This is a genomic window from Streptomyces sp. NPDC039480 (genome assembly GCF_055597165.1).
This window is the reverse complement of sequence record NZ_JBVITX010000007.1, coordinates 471,207-487,737: the sequence shown is the minus strand read 5'-3', so window position 1 is coordinate 487,737 and position 16,531 is coordinate 471,207. Positions and strand designations below refer to the sequence as shown.

At 71.6% G+C, this 16,531-nt stretch carries 18 protein-coding genes; 10 read left to right on the top strand and 8 right to left on the bottom strand.

What is annotated here, in order from left to right; all coding sequences use genetic code 11:
- Positions 1–320: 320 nt before the first annotated feature.
- The 4 genes from ACZ56E_RS24150 to rsmI form a co-directional block, all read right to left on the bottom strand.
- Positions 321–1,763 carry a ubiquitin-like domain-containing protein gene (locus ACZ56E_RS24150; protein ID WP_471217192.1) on the bottom strand — a complete coding sequence of 481 codons (1,443 nt, stop codon included), beginning with the start codon at positions 1,761–1,763 and terminating at the stop codon, positions 321–323.
- Between the two features lie 124 nt (positions 1,764–1,887).
- Positions 1,888–2,763, bottom strand: coding sequence for a TatD family hydrolase (locus tag ACZ56E_RS24145; RefSeq protein WP_471217190.1), 876 nt, complete (start codon positions 2,761–2,763; stop codon positions 1,888–1,890).
- Between the two features lie 80 nt (positions 2,764–2,843).
- Positions 2,844–3,284, bottom strand: a complete 441-nt coding sequence (locus ACZ56E_RS24140) for a hypothetical protein (RefSeq protein WP_471217188.1) — start codon at positions 3,282–3,284, stop codon at positions 2,844–2,846.
- Between the two features lie 166 nt (positions 3,285–3,450).
- On the bottom strand, positions 3,451–4,347 hold the full coding sequence (gene rsmI, locus ACZ56E_RS24135) for a 16S rRNA (cytidine(1402)-2'-O)-methyltransferase (RefSeq protein WP_471217186.1): 897 nt from the start codon (positions 4,345–4,347) through the stop codon (positions 3,451–3,453).
- 62 nt (positions 4,348–4,409) lie between these two features.
- Between rsmI and ACZ56E_RS24130 the strand changes: the two genes are divergently transcribed.
- From ACZ56E_RS24130 to ACZ56E_RS24110, 5 genes are all read left to right on the top strand, one after another.
- Positions 4,410–6,158, top strand: a complete 1,749-nt coding sequence (locus ACZ56E_RS24130; RefSeq protein WP_471217184.1) for a dolichyl-phosphate-mannose--protein mannosyltransferase — start codon at positions 4,410–4,412, stop codon at positions 6,156–6,158.
- Between the two features lie 82 nt (positions 6,159–6,240).
- Positions 6,241–7,872, top strand: coding sequence for a penicillin-binding transpeptidase domain-containing protein (locus ACZ56E_RS24125; RefSeq protein ID WP_471217182.1), 1,632 nt, complete (start codon positions 6,241–6,243; stop codon positions 7,870–7,872).
- 193 nt (positions 7,873–8,065) lie between these two features.
- The gene (locus ACZ56E_RS24120; protein WP_471217231.1) at positions 8,066–9,796 is read left to right on the top strand and encodes a penicillin-binding transpeptidase domain-containing protein; all 1,731 of its coding nucleotides are present in this window, start codon (positions 8,066–8,068) and stop codon (positions 9,794–9,796) included.
- A gap of 105 nt (positions 9,797–9,901) precedes the next feature.
- The gene (locus tag ACZ56E_RS24115) at positions 9,902–10,417 is read left to right on the top strand and encodes a YbaK/EbsC family protein (protein WP_471217180.1); all 516 of its coding nucleotides are present in this window, start codon (positions 9,902–9,904) and stop codon (positions 10,415–10,417) included.
- Positions 10,418–10,526: 109 nt separating this feature from the next.
- Positions 10,527–11,378, top strand: a complete 852-nt coding sequence (locus ACZ56E_RS24110) for a DMT family transporter (protein ID WP_468610246.1) — start codon at positions 10,527–10,529, stop codon at positions 11,376–11,378.
- 102 nt (positions 11,379–11,480) lie between these two features.
- On the opposite strand, the gene ACZ56E_RS24105 is transcribed toward ACZ56E_RS24110, so the two are convergent.
- Both ACZ56E_RS24105 and ACZ56E_RS24100 read right to left on the bottom strand, forming a co-directional pair.
- The gene (locus tag ACZ56E_RS24105) at positions 11,481–11,891 is read right to left on the bottom strand and encodes an ATP-binding protein (RefSeq protein WP_471217178.1); all 411 of its coding nucleotides are present in this window, start codon (positions 11,889–11,891) and stop codon (positions 11,481–11,483) included.
- Positions 11,891–12,169 carry a hypothetical protein gene (locus tag ACZ56E_RS24100; protein WP_471217176.1) on the bottom strand — a complete coding sequence of 93 codons (279 nt, stop codon included), beginning with the start codon at positions 12,167–12,169 and terminating at the stop codon, positions 11,891–11,893. Before ACZ56E_RS24100 ends, ACZ56E_RS24105 begins: the two co-directional genes overlap by 1 nt.
- Before the next feature lie 250 nt (positions 12,170–12,419).
- Between ACZ56E_RS24100 and ACZ56E_RS24095 the strand changes: the two genes are divergently transcribed.
- Both ACZ56E_RS24095 and ACZ56E_RS24090 read left to right on the top strand, forming a co-directional pair.
- Positions 12,420–13,298, top strand: a complete 879-nt coding sequence (locus ACZ56E_RS24095; RefSeq protein WP_471217174.1) for a helix-turn-helix domain-containing protein — start codon at positions 12,420–12,422, stop codon at positions 13,296–13,298.
- A complete protein-coding gene (locus ACZ56E_RS24090) occupies positions 13,295–13,492 on the top strand; it encodes a DUF397 domain-containing protein (RefSeq protein ID WP_471217172.1) in 198 nt (65 codons plus the stop codon). The genes ACZ56E_RS24095 and ACZ56E_RS24090 overlap by 4 nt, the downstream gene beginning before the upstream one ends.
- Positions 13,493–13,599: 107 nt before the next feature.
- Here ACZ56E_RS24090 and ACZ56E_RS24085 read toward each other — a convergent pair whose 3' ends face one another.
- Both ACZ56E_RS24085 and ACZ56E_RS24080 read right to left on the bottom strand, forming a co-directional pair.
- Positions 13,600–14,319 (bottom strand): permease prefix domain 1-containing protein, encoded by a 720-nt coding sequence (locus tag ACZ56E_RS24085; RefSeq protein WP_471217170.1) that lies wholly within the window; start codon positions 14,317–14,319, stop codon positions 13,600–13,602.
- Positions 14,316–14,663 (bottom strand): PadR family transcriptional regulator, encoded by a 348-nt coding sequence (locus ACZ56E_RS24080; protein ID WP_471217168.1) that lies wholly within the window; start codon positions 14,661–14,663, stop codon positions 14,316–14,318. Before ACZ56E_RS24080 ends, ACZ56E_RS24085 begins: the two co-directional genes overlap by 4 nt.
- 132 nt (positions 14,664–14,795) lie before the next feature.
- On the opposite strand from ACZ56E_RS24080, the gene ACZ56E_RS24075 reads away from it, so the two are divergent.
- From ACZ56E_RS24075 to ACZ56E_RS24065, 3 genes are read left to right on the top strand one after another with little or no spacing between them, the layout of a single operon-like run.
- Positions 14,796–15,416: a hypothetical protein gene (locus tag ACZ56E_RS24075; protein WP_471217167.1), complete on the top strand. Its 621-nt coding sequence runs from the start codon at positions 14,796–14,798 to the stop codon at positions 15,414–15,416.
- Complete coding sequence (locus ACZ56E_RS24070; protein ID WP_471217165.1) at positions 15,413–15,709, top strand: hypothetical protein; 297 nt, start codon at positions 15,413–15,415, stop codon at positions 15,707–15,709. Before ACZ56E_RS24075 ends, ACZ56E_RS24070 begins: the two co-directional genes overlap by 4 nt.
- 45 nt (positions 15,710–15,754) lie before the next feature.
- Positions 15,755–16,087: a hypothetical protein gene (locus ACZ56E_RS24065; protein WP_471217163.1), complete on the top strand. Its 333-nt coding sequence runs from the start codon at positions 15,755–15,757 to the stop codon at positions 16,085–16,087.
- Positions 16,088–16,531 lie beyond the last annotated feature (444 nt).

The window sequence follows — 16,531 nt, the reverse complement described above, 5'->3', positions numbered from 1 at the left end:
CCACCCACCCGTTTACCCCGCGACGTCCAGCGGGGGTAGGGGCCGGTGGGTGGGGGATGCCCGCCACAGCCTGCCGGAGGTGGGGGCGGGTGGGTGGGTGGGGGGTTGCCCTCGACGGCCTGCCGGGGTGGGGGCCGGTGGGGGGATGCCCGCGACGGCCCGCGGGGGTAGGGGCCGGTGGGTGGGGGATGCCCGCCACAGCCTGCGGAGATAGGGGCGGGTGGGTGGGGGATGCCCGCCACGGCCTGCGGAGGTAAGGGCGGGTGGGTGGGGGATGCCCGCCACGGCCCGCGGGGGTAGGGGCGCCCCCCGTCGAGTCGTCAGCCGTGGAGGTGGCGGCCGCAGTGGGGCCAGGGGGTTGCTCCGCGTTGGATGTAGAGCTTCTTTGCGCGGTACGTCTGTTCCGCCGCCGGGGCGTCCTGGGGGCGGCCCGAACCGCCGAGCCCCTGCCAGGTCCGCGTGTCGAACTGGTAGAGCCCTCCGTACGTACCGGAGGGATCCACCGCCCCGGGCCGCCCACCCGACTCGCACCGCGCGAGCGACCCCCAGTCGAGACCGTCCGCCCCGGCCACCGCCATGGGCCGCTGCTTCGTGCCGACCTTCACGATCCGTTTCTGCGGCTCCCGCACCACCTCGGACCCGACCCGCCGCGGCTTCTGCTTGACGCCGTTGACGCTGCGCACCGTGTACGTGACCCGTCTGACCCCCTGCCGCCCCGCCTGCGCCACGACCTCCGTGCCGCGGAACAGCGACGCGTCCTCCCTCCGCTCCACCTCGAAGGGGATCGCCTCCTCGCGCACCTCCCTCGACCCCGTGACCCGCATGACGGTCACGGTCTGCCCGTCGCGCGGAAAGCTGTCGGGATGGACCGACGTCGTGTCCTGCCCCCGCAGCGTCACCCCGGACTCGGCGACGGCCTCCCGCACGGTCGCCGCGTTCGTGCGGATGGTCCGCTCCCGTCCGTCCGCCATGATCGTGACGGTGCGTTCCGTGCGGACGTCGAGAGCGAGCCCGTCCCGGCCGATGCGGCTGCTGCGCGAGGCCGACAGATGCGCCCCCTCCGCCCGCACCCCGAGCTGCCGCAGCGCCCCGTCCACGGTCCGCGCCGTGGTCCACACCCGGCGGCGCTGCCCGTCGAGGGTGAGGTGGACGGGCCTGCCGTAGCGGACGGCGACCTCGTCGCCGCTGGCGAGTGCGGTCCCGGCCGCGGGCGCGACGATGTCGTGGGTGCCGACGTCCACGCCCTCGTCGGCGAGGAGTTCACCGACGTCGTCCGCGAAGGTGTGCAGCGTGCGGGGCTTGCCGTCGACGATGAGCTGGACGGCCTTGTCGTTGGCGACGAACGCGGACGTGCCGCCCGCGAGGAAGGCGACGACGAGGGCCTGCGGCAGCAGTCGCCGGATCACCTCGGGCCGCTCGGCGGCCGCGGGCTCCGACGGGGGCTCGGACGCCGACCCGGGCGCCGACCCGGGCGCTGACTCGGACGCGGGCCCGGGCCCGGGAGCAGCCCCGGACGCCCTGAGCCCCCTCTTGCCGAGCCCCTTCTTGCCGCGCGCTGCCCGCCGCGCCCCCGCCCGACCTCCACCAGGCGCCGCCGCCTGCCGCGGCAGCGTGGCGGCTTCCGCATACGACGCGGCGTACGACCCGGCGTACGGCACGTCGTACGCCGTGTCCTCCCCCACTCCGCTCTGCGGCTCGCCATACGGCTCGTATGGCGCATACGTCTCGTACATCTCGTACGTCTCGTACTGCGAATTGCTCACGCCGACGCTCCAGGGGGTACGTACCGGGCGCACAGAACCTAGCGGAGCTCTCGTCACTCTCCAAAGCAGCGCGACTACTCGACGTCGCGACGTTGACAGTCGGAAAGGGACGGTCGGGACGGTCCTAGTAGGCGAAGGCGCGCGCCGTGTTCGCGGCGACCGCCGTGGCCATGGTGTCCTCGTCGATGCCGCGCACCTCGGCCATCGCCCGCAGCGTGACCGGAACCAGATACGGCGCGTTGGGCCGTCCGCGGTAGGGCGCGGGCGTCAGGAACGGCGCGTCGGTCTCGACGAGGACGAGGTCGAGGGGGGCGACGGCCAGCGCGTCCCGAAGGCCCTGCGCGTTCTTGAAGGTGACGTTGCCCGCGAAGGACATGAAGTAGCCGTGTTCCGCGCAGACGCGGGCCATGTCGGCGTCGCCGGAGTAGCAGTGGAAGACGGTGCGCTCGGGGGCGCCCTCCTCCTTCAGGACGCGCAGCACATCCTCGTGGGCCTCGCGGTCGTGGATGACCAGCGCCTTCCCGTGCCGCTTGGCGATCTCGATGTGCGCGCGGAAGGAGCGCTCCTGCGCGGCCATGCCCTCGGGGCCGGTGCGGAAGTGGTCGAGGCCGGTCTCGCCGACGCCGAGCACGTGCGGCAGTGCGGCGAGCCGGTCGATCTCGGCGAGCGCCTCGTCGAGGGCCGCGTCGCCGCCCGGCTCGCGCGCGCCCTGCCGGGACCAGCCGTCGGGGTCGCCGAGGACGATGCGGGGCGCTTCGTTGGGGTGGAGGGCGACGGCGGCGTGCACGCTGTCGTGCGCGGCGGCGGTGTCGGCCGCCCACCGGGATCCGCGGACGTCGCAGCCGACCTGCACGACTGTCGTGACGCCGACGGACGCGGCCTTGGCCAGGGCCTCCTCCACCGTGCCCGACTGCATGTCGAGGTGGGTGTGGGAGTCGGCGACCGCCACCCGGAGCGGTTCGGGCAGGGGCGGCGGTGCGTCGGCGTTCTTCGAAGGCATGCTCCGATCCTACGAAGCGCTCCGGAGAACCACCTCGGGCCCTACGGCCCTATTGTCCCTTGCGGTGCCGGCCTCGGGCCCTACTGTCCCTTGCGGTGCTGGAAGGGGTGCAGCAGGTCGGCGAGGTGCCAGTGGTGCCGCTCCCGCACGTCACCGCCGTCCTCGGGCCCGACAGGGTCCACGGGTCCGGCCGGCTTCCCCACCCCGCTGCCGGGGCGCGCTGCCGTGGCCCCGCTCGCCTGCTGCCGCATCATGTCGAGGACCGAGGACACCTGCCCCGCCCGCATGATCCGCACGACGTGCCCCCCGCAGTTCAGGCACGTGGGCCGGGTCAGCGGGGACGGTACGCGGGCGCCGTCCGCGAGGTACATCACGAATTCCTGGCCCGCGGCGTCGACGTGGTGCTCGATCTCGTAGGACTGTTCCCAGCCGTGGCCGCACCGCATGCAGGCGAAAGCGTAGGACTCCCGCACGACATTCATCGCTGTGGTGGGGTGGCCGGTGTCTGCGATCTCACTCATGCCAGCTGCTCCTCTTGCCCGAGGGACAAGCACTGTGCGTCCCTGCGACCAGTGGACGCCTTTCCCGGAGCGAGCGCATCAGACCTGTCGAGCATTGGAGCCGATTTGGCCTCCCCTTAGGAAAGAGGCCCGAAAGCAGCCTGGTGCGCGGTCCGCGCTTTGCTTTTCACGATAGTCCTTTGCCTGCCGATGGGCTGCCCCGATCCGCATTCTTTGCCGCGACGACGGCATCGAAGACCTCGCGTTTGGGCAGGCCCGCTTCGGCGGCGACCGCGGCGATCGCCTCCTTGCGCCGCTCGCCCGCCTCCTCGCGCACCCGCACCCTGCGCACCAGCTCGTCGGGGGTGAGCTCGGCGGCGCTCTTCTCCGGGGCGCCCTCGACGACGACGGTGATCTCGCCGCGTACGCCGTCCGCCGCCCACTCGGCGAGTTCCTTCAGCGAGCCGCGCTTCACCTCTTCGTACGTCTTGGTCAGCTCGCGGCAGACCGCGGCCCTGCGCTCCTCGCCGAACGCCTCGGCCATCGCGGCGAGCGTGTCGTCGATGCGGTGCGGGGCCTCGAAGTAGACGAGCGTGCGCCGGTCGTCGGCCACCTCCCGCAGCCGCGAGAGGCGCTCGCCCGCCTTGCGCGGCAGGAAGCCCTCGAAGCAGAAGCGGTCCACGGGCAGCCCGGAGAGGGCGAGTGCCGTGAGCACGGCGGAGGGGCCCGGCACGGCCGTCACCCGCACGTCGCGCTCCACGGCCGCGGCGACGAGGCGGTAGCCGGGGTCGGAGACGGACGGCATGCCCGCGTCCGTCACGAGCAGCACGCGCGCGCCGCCCACCAGCGCCTCGACCAGCTCGGGCGTGCGCGCCGTTTCGTTGCCCTCGAAGTACGAGACGACCCGGCCGCCGACCTGCACGCCGAGCGCCTGGGTGAGCCTGCGGAGGCGCCGGGTGTCCTCGGCGGCGACGACGTCGGCCGCCTCCAGTTCGGCGGCGAGCCGCGGCGGGGCGTCGGCGACGTCGCCGATGGGGGTGCCCGCGAGGACCAGGGTTCCGGGGGAATCTGCGCTTCCTGTCACGGATCCATCCTCGCAGGGCCCACGGACGGGACTCGCACAGTCTGGTTCCCTACGATGGCGCGGTGACCAGTACCGCGTCTTCCCCGGACACCCGCGGGGGCCAGGCAGCCGAGGAGCAGCAGCCCCCGTGGCAGCGGCGGCTGCGCCGATTCGGCCATGCGGCGCGGCCCAGAGCGGACGTCAGGGCGCGCCTCGTGCCGCCGTACACGGAGCCGAGCCCCCGCCTGTGGATGACGCTCGGTCTGTCGAGGGCGGCCGCCGAGCAGGTGGTGCGCTGGTCCGGCTGGGTCGGTCCGCTGCTGATCACGCTCGTCGCCGGGGTGACGCGGTTCTGGAACCTCGGCAATCCGAAGGCCGTGATATTCGACGAGACGTATTACGCGAAGGACGCCTGGGCGCTCATCCACCGCGGCTTCGAGGTCAACTGGCCGGAGAAGATCAACGACGACGTCCTGCGGCAGGGCGGCGACATCGCGATCCCGCACGACGCGGCGTACGTGGTGCATCCGCCGGTCGGCAAGTACGTGATCGGGGTCGGCGAATGGCTGTTCGGCTTCGACCCGTTCGGCTGGCGGTTCATGACGGCGGTGCTCGGCACGCTTTCCGTCCTGATGCTCTGCCGGATCGGGCGGCGGCTGTTCCGCTCGACGTTCCTGGGGTGTCTGGCGGGCGCGCTGCTCGCGGTGGACGGCCTGCACTACGTGATGAGCAGGACCGCGCTGCTCGACCAGGTCCTGATGTTCTTCGTGCTCGCCGCGTTCGGGTGTTTCCTGATCGACCGGGACAAGGCGCGGGCGAGGCTGGCGGCGGCGCTGCCGACGGACCCCGACAGCGCGGACGGGATCGTACGACCGGACGCGTATGTGGCGGAGACGACCCGTCTGGGGTGGCGGCCGTGGCGGTGGGCGGCCGGGCTCTGTCTGGGGCTCGCCTTCGGCACGAAGTGGAACGGCCTGTACGTCATGGTCTTCCTCTGTCTGATGACCGTGTTCTGGGACGTGGGCGCGCGCCGGGTGGCCGGGGCGGCCCGGCCCTACCGCGCGGTCCTGCGGCGGGACGTGCTCCCGGCGTTCGTGTCGACGGTGCCGGTGGCCCTGTGCACGTACGTCGTGTCGTGGCTCGGCTGGATCCTGTCGCCGACGGACGGCAGCGGCGGCTACTACCGCAACTGGGCGGCCACCCAGGGGCAGGGCGGCAGCTGGACGTGGCTGCCGGACTGGGTGCGCAGCCTGTGGCACTACGAGCACGCGGTGTACGAGTTCCATGTGGGTCTTTCGTCTCCGCACACCTACCAGTCCAACCCGTGGAGCTGGATCGTCGACGGCCGGCCCGTCTCGTACTTCTACGAGTCGCCGCTGCCCGGCAAGGACGGCTGTCCGGCCGACACCACGGAGAAGTGCGCCCGCGAGGTCCTCGCGCTCGGCACGCCGATGCTGTGGTGGGTGGCGGCCTTCGCGCTGGTGTACGTCCTGTGGCGGTGGGTGTTCCGCCGAGACTGGCGGGCGGGCGCGATCCTCTGCGGCGTCCTCGCGGGCTATCTGCCCTGGTTCTTCTACCAGGAGCGGACGATCTTCTACTTCTACGCGGTCGTCTTCGTGCCGTTCCTGTGTCTCGCGGTGGCGATGACGATCGGCGCGCTGCTGGGCCCGCCGGGGTCGAGTGAACGGCGCAGGACGGTGGGCGCCGCCGCTTCGGGTGTCGTCGTTCTGCTCATCCTCTGGAATTTCATCTACTTCTGGCCGATCTACACCGGCACGGCCATTCCCATCGATTCCTGGCGTTCCCGAATGTGGCTGGATACCTGGGTGTAATGGACACCTTCGGATAACGAAAGCCCCTTGCGTCACTCCACCCGCTTAAGGTTCATGGCGAACCTGGGGAGGGGAGCGCACCGTGCGCAAAGGGGTCAAGGTCGCGTTGGTCGGCGGGGTGTTCACCGTCATGGTGGGGGGCGCCGGATACGGCGCGTACAACCTCGTGAACGACGTCGCCGGGGACGGCGGCTCGTCGGGCTCCGGCCCGGCGGCCGTGAAGACAGGGCCGCCCACGGGCGACGAGGTCCGGGAGACCACGCGGAAGTTCCTCGCGGCGTGGGCCGACGGCGACGCCCGGCAGGCCGCGGCGTACACGAACAACAGCGAGGCGGCCGCGGCCGCGCTGACCGGCTACCGCGAGGACGCGCACCTGACGAAGGTGAAGCTGACGCCCGAGCGGGCGTCGGGCGCCCGGGTGCCGTTCTCCGTGTCGGCGACGGTGTCGTACAAGGGCAAGAGCAAGCCCTTCGCGTACGACTCGCAGCTCACCGTGGTCCGCGGCAAGACCACAGGACGCCCGCTCGTCGACTGGTCGGCGGCCGTCGTCCACCCCTCGCTGGAGAAGGGGGACACGCTCGTGACGGGCGAGGCCACCACTCCGCCCATCCAGGCCGTGGACCGCGCGGGCACCGTCCTGCGCCCGAAGGACTATCCCTCGCTCGGCCCGATCCTGGACACGCTGCGCACCAAGTACGGCGACAAGGCGGGCGGCGAGCCGGGCGTGGAGCTGTACGTGCGGCACGCGGACGAGAACGCGGGCTCCCGCGTGCTGCTCACCCTCGCCAAGGGCAAGCCGGGCAAGCTGCCGACGACGCTCAGCGCGGGCGTGCAGAAGGCGGCGGAGCAGGCGGTGCTGCGGAGCGACGAGTCGTCCGTGGTGGCGGTGAAGCCGAGCACCGGGGAGATCCTCGCGGTCGCCAACAACCGCAAGGACGCGTTCAACGCGGCGTTCCTCGGCAAGGTGGCGCCCGGCTCGACGATGAAGATCCTGACGGCGGCGATGTTCATCGACAAGGGCGTCGCCAAGGCGGACGGGCCCGCCCCGTGCCCGGCCACCGCGACCTGGCAGAGCCAGACCATCCACAACCTGAAGGGCATGGTCCCGAACGAGTCCGCGACGTTCTCGGAGAGCTTCGCGCGCTCCTGCAACACGGCGTTCGTGAAGCTCATCGACGAGGACGGCATCACGGACTCCTCGCTCACCGAGGAGGCGCGGAACAACTTCGGTCTGGGCGGGGACGACTGGCAGGTCGGCGTCCCCTCCTTCGACGGCTCCGTCCCCGCGTCGGCCGGCCCCGACCGCGCGACGAACGCCATCGGCCAGGGCGAGGTCCAGATGAGCCCGCTGAACATGGCGTCGGTCACGGCGACGGCGATGACGGGCACCTTCCGGCAGCCGGTGATCGTGCCGAAGTCCCTCGACGACCGTGAACTGGCCACCGCCCAGGGGCTGCGCGCCTCCACCGTCCAGCAGCTGCGTCAGATGATGCACCGCACGGCGGTGAGCGGCACCGGCGCGCGGGCCATGGCGAGCCTCGGCAGCGACATCGGCGCGAAGACCGGATCGGCCGAGGTCGACGGCCAGGAGAAGTCGGACAGCTGGTTCACCGGCTACCGGGGCGATGTCGCGGCCGCAGCGATGAGCCAGCGGGGCGGGCACGGCGGCGACGCGGCGGGGCCGATCGTGGCGGCGGTGCTGGGCGCAGGGTAATCGGTCGGGTGGCGCGTCGCCCGGCCGGGCGAAGAAGTGGTCGAGGGCTTCTCCGTACGCCTCTAAGGTGGCCTTCCGGTGACGAGCCGGGGGTTCTGGTGAAGAGCCGGGGGTTCTGGGGAACTGCGGAGGGTTTGTGGGCAAGCGAAGGCGCGCCACCGAGCGCAAGAGCGTCGGCGTCGGGAACGTGCGCATGGGGAACGTGCGGGTCGGGAACACGAGGCTGCACCCGGGTGTGCTCGGCGGGGCGGCGGCCGTGGTCCTGTGCAGTGTGGGGGCCGCCGCGTTCGCGCTGTCCGGTGGCTCCGGTACCGGTTCCGGTGGCGACGGGTCGACCGTCGACGAGAAGCCGGTGGCCTCCGGCCCGCCGACGGCCGCCGAAGTCCGCACCACCGCACGGGCGTTCCTCACCGCGTGGGCCAAGGGCGACGCGGCGCGGGCCGCGGCGCTCACGGACGACCGCGCGGCGGCGGAGAAGGCCCTGACGTCCTACAGCAAGGACGGCCACCTCACGAAGCCCCGCCTGACGCCGGGCAAGCGGTCGGGTGCAGAGGTACCTTTCAAGGCGGCCACCACCGTCTCGTACAAGAAGCAGAGCAAGCCCCTGTCCTACGAGTCCGAACTCACCGTCGTCCGCAGGAAGAGCGACGGGAAGACGCTGGTCGGCTGGCGCCCCTCGGTGCTGCACCCGGAGCTGAAGCAGCCGGGCGACCGGCTGGTCACCGGTGAGGCGGGCGATCCGCCGATCAAGGCGGTGGACCGGGACGGCGGCGAGCTGACCGCGGCGAAGTACCCGTCGCTGGGCACGGTCCTGGACGGGCTGCGTGAGAAGTACGGCAAGGAGGCGGGCGGCAAGGCGGGTGTCGAGCTGCGGGTGGTGCGGGCGGACGACGCCTCGGCGAAGTCCGCGGGGGGCGCGGCCGGCAAGGCGTCCGGCAAGGCGTCCGGCAAGAAGGACGACGCGAAGTCGACGCCCGACAAGACGCTGCTGACGCTCTCCCCGGGCACGCCGGGCACGCTGAAGACGACGTTCAGCGGCTCGCTGCAGTCCGCCGCCGAGCGCGAGACCGCCAAGCGGAAGCGGGCGTCCGTGGTCGTCGTCAAGCCCAGCACGGGCGAGATCCTGGCCGCCGCGAACTCGAACCCCACGGGCTTCAACACGGCTTTCCAGGGCTCGCTCGCACCCGGCTCCACGATGAAGGTCGTGTCGTCGTCGATGCTCCTGGAGAAGAAGCTCGCCGGGGTCGACAAGAAGCACCCGTGCCCCAAGTACGAGACGTACGGCGGCTGGAAGTTCCAGAACGACGACAAGTTCCAGATCAAGAACGGCACGTTCCGGGCGAGCTTCGCGCGGTCCTGCAACACGGCCTTCATCAGCCAGGCGAAGAAACTCGACGACGACTCCCTGACCAAGCAGGCCCAGGAGGTCTTCGGGCTCGGCCGCGACAACTGGTCGATCGGCGTGCCGTCCTTCGACGGCGCGGTGCCGGTGCAGAGCGACGCCCAGATGGCGGCCTCCCTGATCGGTCAGGGCGGGGTGCGCATGAACCCCCTTAACATGGCGTCGGTCGCGGCGACGGTGAAGTCCGGCACGTTCAAGCAGCCCTACCTGGTCTCCCCCGACATCGACGACCGCACGCTCGCGACGGCGCCCCGCAAGATGTCGGGCGCGACGGCGTCGGCGCTGCGGGAACTGATGCACTACACGGCGGTCGCGGGCACGGCGGCGGAGCCGATGCGGGGCCTCGGCTCCGACATGGGCGCGAAGACCGGCTCGGCGGAGGTCGACGGCCAGAAGAAGCCGAACGGCTGGTTCACCGCGTACCGCGGCGACCTCGCGTCGGCGGCGGTGGTCCAGCAGGGCGGGCATGGAGGGGAGTCGGCGGGGCCGGTGGTGCGGGCGATGCTGCGGGCGGGGTCCTGAGGGCCGGGGGCATCCGGGAGCCCCGAAACCGCTGAGTGGGCGACTCTGTCCGCTATACGGATACGTGGTCGCATGCCCCGTACACGGACCGCTAGCGTGCGGGGCATGAGCGCTACAACACCCACGCCTTCCGGCGCGTCCGACGCCCACCCCCGATTCGCCGAGGCCCTGCGTGACCTGGGCCTCGGCGAACTGCTTCCCCGGGTCCGCCGCTTCCCGGAGCAGACCCGGACGGCGGCGGAGGCGGCCGCGGCCATCGGCTGCGAGCTCAGCGAGATCTGCAAGTCGCTGATCTTCGCGGCGGACGGCGTCCCCGTACTGGTCCTGATGGACGGCGCGTCGCGGGTCGACCTCGAACTCGTACGGCAGGAGCTGGGCGCGGAGAAGGTGACCCGCGCCAAGGCCGACGTCGTCCGGCAGACCACGGGTTACGCGATCGGCGGCGTACCGCCGTTCGGCCACGCCACGAAGACCCGCGTCCTCGCCGACCGCTCCCTCCTCGACCACGACGTCGTGTGGGCGGCGGCCGGCACGCCCTACGCGGTCTTCCCCATGGCCCCCAAGACGCTGATCGCCCACGCGGGCGGCACGCTGGTGGCCGTGCGCGAGCCGGCGAAGTGACTGCGGGAGCCCGCGGAGTGGCCGTGCAGCCCTGTGGAGTGACCGCGCGAGCCCGCGAGGTGACCGCACACACCCGCGAAGTGACTGCGCGAGCCCACAAGGTGATGGCGTGACCCCGTTGGTCGCGGCGGCCGTCCTGCTCGCCGCCGTCACGCATGCGAGCTGGAACGCGATCGCCCACCACATCACGGACAAGCTGGTCGGCTTCACGCTCATATCCGGCGGCGGCACGCTGATCGGCCTGCTCATGGCCCCCTTCGTACCGATCCCGGACGCCGGGGCCTGGCCCTACCTGCTCCTCTCCGCGGCGATCCACGTCGGCTACTACGCCCTGCTCATGAAGTCGTTCAAGCTCGGTGACTTCGGCCAGGCGTACCCGATCGCGCGCGGCACGGCGCCGCTGGTGGTCACCGTGCTCGCGGCGGTCTTCGCCGGCGAGGTCCCCGACGGCTGGCAGGCGGCGGGCGTCGCGGTGTCGTGCGCGGGCCTGACGGGGCTCGCGCTGTGGGGGATACGGGGTTCGGGGCGCCGCCCGGACTGGACGGCGATCGGCGCGGCGCTCGCGACGGGCGTCTCCATCGCGGCGTACACGGTGGTGGACGGCCTGGGCGTCCGCGCCTCCGGCTCCTCGATGGGCTACATCGCGTGGCTGATGATGCTGGAGGGCGTAGCGGTCCCGCTGTACGCGGCGTACCGCTGGCGCGGCGAACTGCTCCCGCGCCTGCGCCCGTTCGCGGGTGTCGGCCTCCTCGGCGCGGCCCTCTCGGTCTCGGCGTACGGCCTGGTCCTGTGGGCCCAGACGAAGGCGGACCTGGCCCCGATCTCCGCGCTCCGCGAATCCTCGATCATCGTCGGCGCGGCCATCGGAGCGGTCTTCTTCAAGGAACGGTTCGGGGCGCCGCGGTTGGTGGCGGCGGGGTTGATGGTGGCGGGGATCGGGTTGATGCTGCACGCGGGGTAGCTCCGTCAGCGGTGCGCAACTGGGTGGCTCGCCACCTGCCACCCGGCGGGGGCGACGACGCAAGGCGAGCCACCGTCCCCTCCCCCTCTACGTCCCGTTCACTCACACAGGTGCCGACACCTCCGCCCACACCACCTTCCCGGGCCCGTCCCGCTCGGCAACATCCCACCGCTCGGCAAAGGCCGCGACGAGAAACAGCCCACGCCCCGAACACTCGTCGTCACCGGGCAACGACATCGGTTGCGGCAGCGCGGGGGCATCGTCGTACACCTCGATCCGTACGCCGCCGTCGACCATCCGCAGGTAGCGGGTCTCCACCTCCCGCCCCCTGGGCACCTCGCCATGGACGACGGCGTTGCTGAACAACTCCGAGAGAACGAGCAGCGCGGCGTCCTCGACACCGCTCAACTCCCAGCCGGCAAGGACCTTCCGCAGCCCTTCTCGCGCCCGCCGCACGGATCGCGGGTGACAGGGCCACCGCAGCACTACCGTCTCGTCCGTTCCTCCATCCATCAGGCCACCTCCATGCCGTGGATGAACCTCGGTCCGACATCGACGCCGTGCACGGCCAGCCACAACGCCCGTCTCCGCCGCCGCAAGCGCAGTTCGTCGGCCATGAGGTAAGGCCGGACGAGCGTGTTGTCCTCTCCGTTGAGCAGGTCCACCTCGATGAGCGGGACGGGCTGCCCAAACCCGCCGTGCGGGCAGGCCAGTCCGCCTCTGTGGCGCCCTGTCGCAGGGAGCAAGAACCGCAACAACGGTTCGAAGAGACGGGCGATAAGGTCTGTCATGTCAGCGCTCCTCCAAGCGTTGGCCATGCCCCCGGGCCGTTCCAGCGGCTGCGGGGGTTCTTTTGTGGCGCCCTGACATCACACTGAGCGTGCAGTGATACGCGGAGCGTCACCACGCCAAGTTAGGGGTGTTCGAACCACTACTGCAAGTAGCTCTCTCGCAAATTTGCGACCAGCCACCACGCCAAAGGTGACTGGCTGCTCGGAGCGCCAACACGGCAGACTGAACGAGACGTTGAGGGGAGACACCATGCCCGCAGGTGGGAGGCCGACGGTCCGCAGCCGGAGGCTGGGTACGGCGCTCAAGCGGCACCGTGAAGCCGCCGGCCTGGACCAGTCGGCTGCGGCCGAAGCGATTCTGAAGTCCGTCACCAAGGTCAGCCGACTGGAGGCGGGGCAGGTGTCGGCCTCAGCCCTGGAGGTCCGGACGCTCCTGGACTGCTACGGGGTGCAGGACCAGGACGAAAGAGAGCGGCTGGAGAAGTGGGCCCGCGCCAGCAACGACCGTGGCTGGTGGCTCGATTACCAGGAGATCGTCCGGCCCGACTACGCGGACCACATCACGCTGGAGAGCGACTCGACGTACATCCGCTCCTGGGAGCCGGCCCTCATCCCTGGCCTGCTGCAAACCCCCGCGTACGCCGAGTCCGTCATCACGTCGGGCCCGACCTTCATCACAGCTGAGCGAGTCGGACGGTTGGTCAAGGTCCGACAGGAGCGGCAGAAGCGGATCGAGGAGGGTGGAGCACATTTCACCGCCATCATCTGGGAACCCGCCCTCTTGGCCCTGGCTCATGACGCGTCAATCTGTGGCGAGCAATTGCTGAAGCTGCGCGACGCGAGCCAACGGCAGAACGTCACCATCCAGATCCTCCCGGCCGAGGCCAGCAACGCAGCTGGAATGTCCGGAGCATTCGTCACCTTCTCCTTCGGAGTCGAGCCCAACGTCGAAGCGGTGACCGTACGAAACGTGGCCAATACGTCCGTTGTGGAAGCGCCGGAGGACCTGGCTCTCTATGCGAACGTGTTCGATCAACTACGCTCGGCCGCCCTGTCGCCCGAGGAGAGCTCCGCCCGAATCCAGCACCTCCTCACCACCACATCACAAGAGATGGATGGCAGTCCGTGAACCCAGAGATCGTCACCGAGTTCCGTAAGTCGTCCTACTCGGATCAGCAGGGCGACTGCCTGGAGATCGCACACACCGGATCCGGCGGCCGCGCCATACGCGACAGCAAGAACCCGGGGGGACCGACTCTCGTCTTCCCCCCGGGACCCTGGGGCGAGTTCGTCATAGGGATCAAGTCGGTCCTTCTCAGGTAGCCCCGGGTCAGCCGACATCACGCCCACATCCGCAAAACTCCCGTTCCGAAGAACCTGGACACCCACGTGGTGCGTGCCCCGGCAAAAGTCGGCGCCTTCGGGCCGGCTCAGTCCAGCGCGAGGCCCGCGACCGGCAGGGTCGCGCAGCGGCGGCAGGCTCGGGCTGAGGTGGCTACGACGGCGTGGGAGGCCGCTGCCAGGGCTCCTGCGGCGGTGAGCAGGGGCCAGTTCGTGGCCAGGGCGGCGGACGTGGCGAGGGCGAGGGTCGCGACGGCCATCGCGGCACTTGCTGTGGTGCCGGTCCAGGCGACGACGAGGGGCAGTCGGTGCGGGGTCCGGTCCGGGACACTGTCCGGGGTGGGCAGGCGGCGGGCGAGGGGGCCGGTCGCGGCCAGTGTCGCCGCGGCGAGCAGTGCGGCGAGGGTCGCGACGAAGGCGAGGTGGACCGCCAGCAGTTGGGGCGTGTGCGCGAGTTCCCCGGGCGACGGTCCGCCGCCCGCCGTGCGGGCGAGGTACCAGCAGGCGACCAGGAAAGGCGCGGTGAGCGCGACCGTCCTGGCGGTGTGCCGGGCTTGTGCGATGGTCAGCTCGCGTTGGCAGGCGGGGGCTAGTTCGTCGACGGTGCCGAAGTCGCGGATCGCCCGGTGAGCCGCCGCCGCCTCGTCCGCCCCTTCGTCCTCGTACGCGGCGGCCGTGTCCGCGAGGCCGGCGCGCATCTCCTCGACCAGCCGGGCCTTCGCCTTGGCCGGTCCGTGCAGGGCGGCGGCCAGAGCCGTGATGTGCTCCTCGACCGGGTCGGCGGTTCGCAGGCCCGCGGCGGCGCTCATGTGGCGAGCCCGGGAGCCGTCGTGCCGGGGTTGAGGACCGAGCCGATCGCCGCCGTGAACTCGCTCCACGCCGCCCGTTCGCCGGCGAGCGTGGCGCGTCCGGCGTCGGTGAGCTCGTAGGCCCTGCGGCGTCGTTCGCCCGCCACCGTCTGCCAGTTGCTGCTCAGGAGGCCGAGGCGCTCCAGACGGTTCAGCGCCGGATAGATCGTGCCCGTACGCAGCTCGAGCGCGCCCCCGCTGCGGCGCTGCACCGCCGCGATGATCGCGTACCCGTGCAGCGGGCCCGGTTCCAGCACGGCCAGCAGCAGTCCGTCGAGGTGCCCTCGCACCGCATCCGCCTTCATGAGTAGGCAGCCTACCCAAAAGAGGCGTTGGCAGTGTATGTATTGGCAGCCAACGTAATTGCGTTGGCTGCCAATGTATGGGGTGGCGGCAGGTCCGAGCAGCCCCGGCCGGTTCGTTTTGGAGGCCTCGCGGTGACCAAGTTCCTGTTGTCCGTCCACGTATTGGTGGCGATCCTGGCCGTCGGGTCGATCACCGTCGCCGCGTCGATGTTTCCGCGGTACGCGCTGCGAGCGCTGGGAGGGACGGGGCGTGGAGCAGGGAGCGGTGAGGAGCCTGGCGGCGGTGTGGGGGCGGGTGACAGTGGTGAGCGGGGCGACAGTGGTGAGCGGGGCGACAGTGGTGATCGCGGTCGGGCCGCTGGGATCGCCGCGCTTCTGCACCGCGTCTGCCGTGCCTACGCCGTCGCCGGCCTCGCCGTCCCGGTCTTCGGCATCGCCACCGCGGCCCAGCTGGGCGTCCTCACCGACGCGTGGCTTATCGCCTCGCTCCTGCTGACGGCGATCGCGGCGGGGCTTCTGGCGCTGGTGATTCTGCCGGGGCAGCGGAGTCTGCTGGAGCTCGCGGAGTCGGCGCCGGGGGTTGCCCGCGACGCGGTGGTCGACCCCGCAACGGTCGCCCCCGCGACGGTCGACCTCGCGACGGTCCGTCCCGCGACGGCACGTCTGGCGATGCTCACCGGCATCTTCAACGTCCTCTGGGCGACGGTCACCGTCCTGATGATCGTCCGCCCCGGCTCCACGACGGGGGCGTGACTGTCGTGCTCACCCTGCGCACGCTCCGCATCGCGGCAGGCGCGGAGGCGGTGTCCCTGGCACTCCTCCTCACCAACCTGTTCACCGTCCACGCCCGGCCGCTCTCGTCCCTCCTCGGCCCGCTGCACGGCACGGCGTATCTGGTCGTGATCGCGGCCACATGGATGCTCCCGGCGACGACCGCTGCGCAGGACGCGGGGGCCTCCCGCGCCTCGGGCGCCGCGCGGTGGCGCGCCCTGGTCCCGGGGATCGGCGGCCTGCTGGCCTTGCGTCGGCTCAAGGACGGGGCCTGACCGGCCCCCGCCCCTCGTCAGCCGTCGGTTACTGTCACCGACGACATGGATGATGATCACGGGGGCGGGGACGCCATGAACGGCCGGTGGTACGTCGTATTGGGCGTCAACCTCCTGCTCGGCGTCCCTGCCGTCGTCCCGATCTGGATGCTCTACTACATCGCCATGACCTGGGCACACCCCGCGCCAGAAGAGAACGACGGCCTCGCTGTCGTCCTCGTCGGCTTCGGTTCCTTCGTCGCCGCTTGCGGGTTCCTGTGGTGGCTGGCCAACCGCCCTCTCGCCGCCCGCACGCGCCTGCACCCGGCGCTGTACTGGCTCCTGTGCATCCTCGGCACGCTCGCCCCTACGGTCACGCTGATGGGCATCAGCACCTGAGCACGGGTCGGCGCCACGGCTGTGGCGTCGCCGCGTCGCCGCGTCGGCAGTACGCAGGGGCGTGGGGGAAGTTGGCGGGACCGGGCGGGGGACGGTGACGTGCGGGGCTCGGCCGCGCGGGGCGGGTGACGGTGCGCGAAGCGCGGCCGCGCGCGGCCGGTGACGGCGCGCAGAGCTCGGCCGCGCGGAAGCGGTGACGGCGCGGTGAACCAGGGCCTGCTGGGCGCTGCGAGGCCACGGCGTCGCCCCGGCCCGGGGCCTGTCCGAAGGCTCCGCAAGGGCGGGCGGGTGGGGAGCTGACGGGGCCGGGCGGGGGCGGTGCGGTGGGGGGCCGTTGGGGGGTGTGGACGACGTCGCCCCGGGCCGTGGTCTGCTCGAAGGCTCGGTGGGGCGGGTGGGTGGGGAGTTGGCGGGGCGAAGGGAGTTGGGGGTGCCCGGTGCCGG